The organism is Nonomuraea mesophila (assembly GCF_004352805.1).
Classification (GTDB): domain Bacteria; phylum Actinomycetota; class Actinomycetes; order Streptosporangiales; family Streptosporangiaceae; genus Nonomuraea; species Nonomuraea longispora.
In genome coordinates this window covers 1-2,110 of sequence record NZ_SMLD01000358.1, presented here as the reverse complement: position 1 = coordinate 2,110, position 2,110 = coordinate 1, and the positions used below count along the sequence as shown (strand labels likewise).

Annotated in this window: 4 protein-coding genes; 3 read left to right on the top strand and 1 reads right to left on the bottom strand. The window is 71.1% G+C overall.

Features of this window, described 5'->3' with window-relative positions:
- Positions 1-114 precede the first annotated feature (114 nt).
- The gene (locus E1295_RS47980; protein WP_132642044.1) at positions 115-489 is read right to left on the bottom strand and encodes a MerR family transcriptional regulator; all 375 of its coding nucleotides are present in this window, start codon (positions 487-489) and stop codon (positions 115-117) included.
- Positions 490-584: 95 nt separating this feature from the next.
- Here E1295_RS47980 and E1295_RS47975 point away from each other — a divergent pair, with 95 nt between their 5' ends.
- The 3 genes from E1295_RS47975 to E1295_RS47965 all read left to right on the top strand — a co-directional run.
- Positions 585-1,019: a hypothetical protein gene (locus tag E1295_RS47975; protein WP_132642042.1), complete on the top strand. Its 435-nt coding sequence runs from the start codon at positions 585-587 to the stop codon at positions 1,017-1,019.
- Between the two features lie 28 nt (positions 1,020-1,047).
- Positions 1,048-1,458 carry an ArsR/SmtB family transcription factor gene (locus E1295_RS47970; protein ID WP_132642040.1) on the top strand — a complete coding sequence of 137 codons (411 nt, stop codon included), beginning with the start codon at positions 1,048-1,050 and terminating at the stop codon, positions 1,456-1,458.
- Positions 1,455-2,110: cation efflux transmembrane domain-containing protein (locus E1295_RS47965; RefSeq protein WP_132642038.1), on the top strand; the 656-nt coding region annotated here is incomplete at its 3' end. The genes E1295_RS47970 and E1295_RS47965, both read left to right, overlap by 4 nt.

Below are 2,110 nucleotides of genomic sequence, written 5' to 3'. Positions count from 1 at the left end.
GCATCGCCGCCCGCAACGGCACCCCGATCAGTTTCTGGCAGTTCACCAAGTACGGTCTGGTCGTCACCGTGGTGACCATCACGCTGACCGCGCCGTACCTGTGGCTGCGCTACCTCACCTGACGCCGTACATGAGCCGGCAGCGGCCGGCCCGGCAGTCCTCCAGGCCCTGCGCGGCGGTGCGGCGGGCCCGGGTCAGCTCTGCGATCCTGGCATCGAGCCGGTCCACCACCGCTTCCAGTCGCCAGCGCTCGCTGTCGCACGTGGCCCCGCCCTGGTCGTGCGCGGTCAGGGCGTCGATGACCTCGTCCAGGGTGAGGCCCAGTTCCTGCAGCGCCTTGGCCATGCGGATGCGTTCGGCCGCCTCGGCGGTGAAGACGCGGTAGCCGGAGGGTCTGCGCTCGGCGGCGGGCAGGATGCCGCGCCGCTCGTAGAAGCGCACGGTGTCCACGCTGACCCCGGCTTCCTGGGCGACCTGGCCGATTCTCATGTGGGTGCACCTCTTGACTCTGGACTCAGGTCCAGACTCTACGGTTCAGGTGAGGGCGCCACAAGAGCGCCGGAACCCGCCGAAAGGAGTCCACTGTGGACATCCCGCCCGCTTCCACGCCCGTCGTCTGCGACATGACCACCGCCCCCGACACCGCCCGGCAGCGCCTGGAGGAATACCGGCTGCTGTTCGCCCGGCACCTGCTCGGCCGCGAGCGGACCGGCCGGGGCGTCCGCTTCCGGCTGCGCGCCGAACCCGGCGTGGCGGCGTGGGTGCGCGACCTCGCCGCACGGGAGAAGGCCTGCTGCGCGTTCTTCGCCTTCGAGGTCACGGTCGAGGGCGAGGGAGAGGGAGAGCAGGTGATCTGGGACTGCGCGGTCAGCGGCAACGACGCCGCGCGTGCCGTACTGGAGGAGTTCTACCTGCTGCCCGTGGCGAGTTCCGAGGAGGTGGAGAAGCGACTGGCGAGCATGGGTCTGGACCTCACCGCCGATCCGGCCGACCCGGCTGCCTCCGCGGGCTTGCACTGACATACCATTTCCGAGATATCATCGCCGTATGGCGATTGATGATACTACCGGCCGCTGCGTCCGCATGGACATCGCCGTCGGCGTCCTCCCGGCGGCCGCGTTGTTCCACTCCCTGGCCGACGAGACGCGGCTGCGCATCGTGGCCCGGCTCGCCCGCGGCGAGGCACGCGTCGTCGACCTGACCGCCGAACTCGGGCTGGCGCAGTCCACGGTGTCCAAGCACCTGGCCTGCCTGCGCGACTGCGGCCTCGTCGACTATCGCGCCGAAGGCCGGCAGTCGTTCTACTCCCTGACCCGGCCCGAGCTGATGGACCTGCTGGCCTCGGCCGAGCAACTGCTGGCAGCCACCGGCCACGCGGTCACGCTCCGCCCTGCCCCCGGCACCGGCCGGCACGACTGTGACGGTGTCGCGCCGGCGGCCGGAAAAGCGGCGACATGAGCGCGCTCAACCAGACCAGCCCCGCGCCCTCCCCTGCGCGGCGCACGCTGCTGCGGCAGCGAATCCGGCTGCTGGTGGCGGCCACCATCGCCTACAACGTGATCGAAGCGGTCGTGGCCATCGCCGCAGGCACCATCGCCTCTTCGGTCGCTCTCATCGGATTCGGCCTCGACTCCATCGTCGAGGTCGCCTCCGCCACCGCGGTCGCCTGGCAGTTCTCCGCCGCCGACCACGAAACACGGGAGAAGAGCGCGCTGCGTGTCATCGCGCTCTCGTTCTTCGCCCTGGCCGCCTATGTCACCTTCGACTCGGTCCGCGCCCTGCTCGGCGTCGGCGAGGCCGAGCACTCCACCCCCGGCCTGATCCTGGCCACCCTGTCGCTCGTGATCATGCCCTTCCTGTCGTACGCCCAGCGCCGCGCGGGCCGCGAACTCGGCTCCGCCGCCGCGGTCGCCGACTCCAAGCAGACCCTGCTGTGCACCTACCTGTCGGCGGTCCTGCTGGTGGGCCTGGCGCTCAACAGCCTGTTCGGCTGGTCCTGGGCCGATCCCATCGCCGCCCTCGTCATCGCCGCCGTCGCGGTCAAGGAAGGCCGCGAAGCCTGGCGCGGGGACGCCTGCTGTGCGGTCCCGGCCGCCGCCCTGCCCACCGC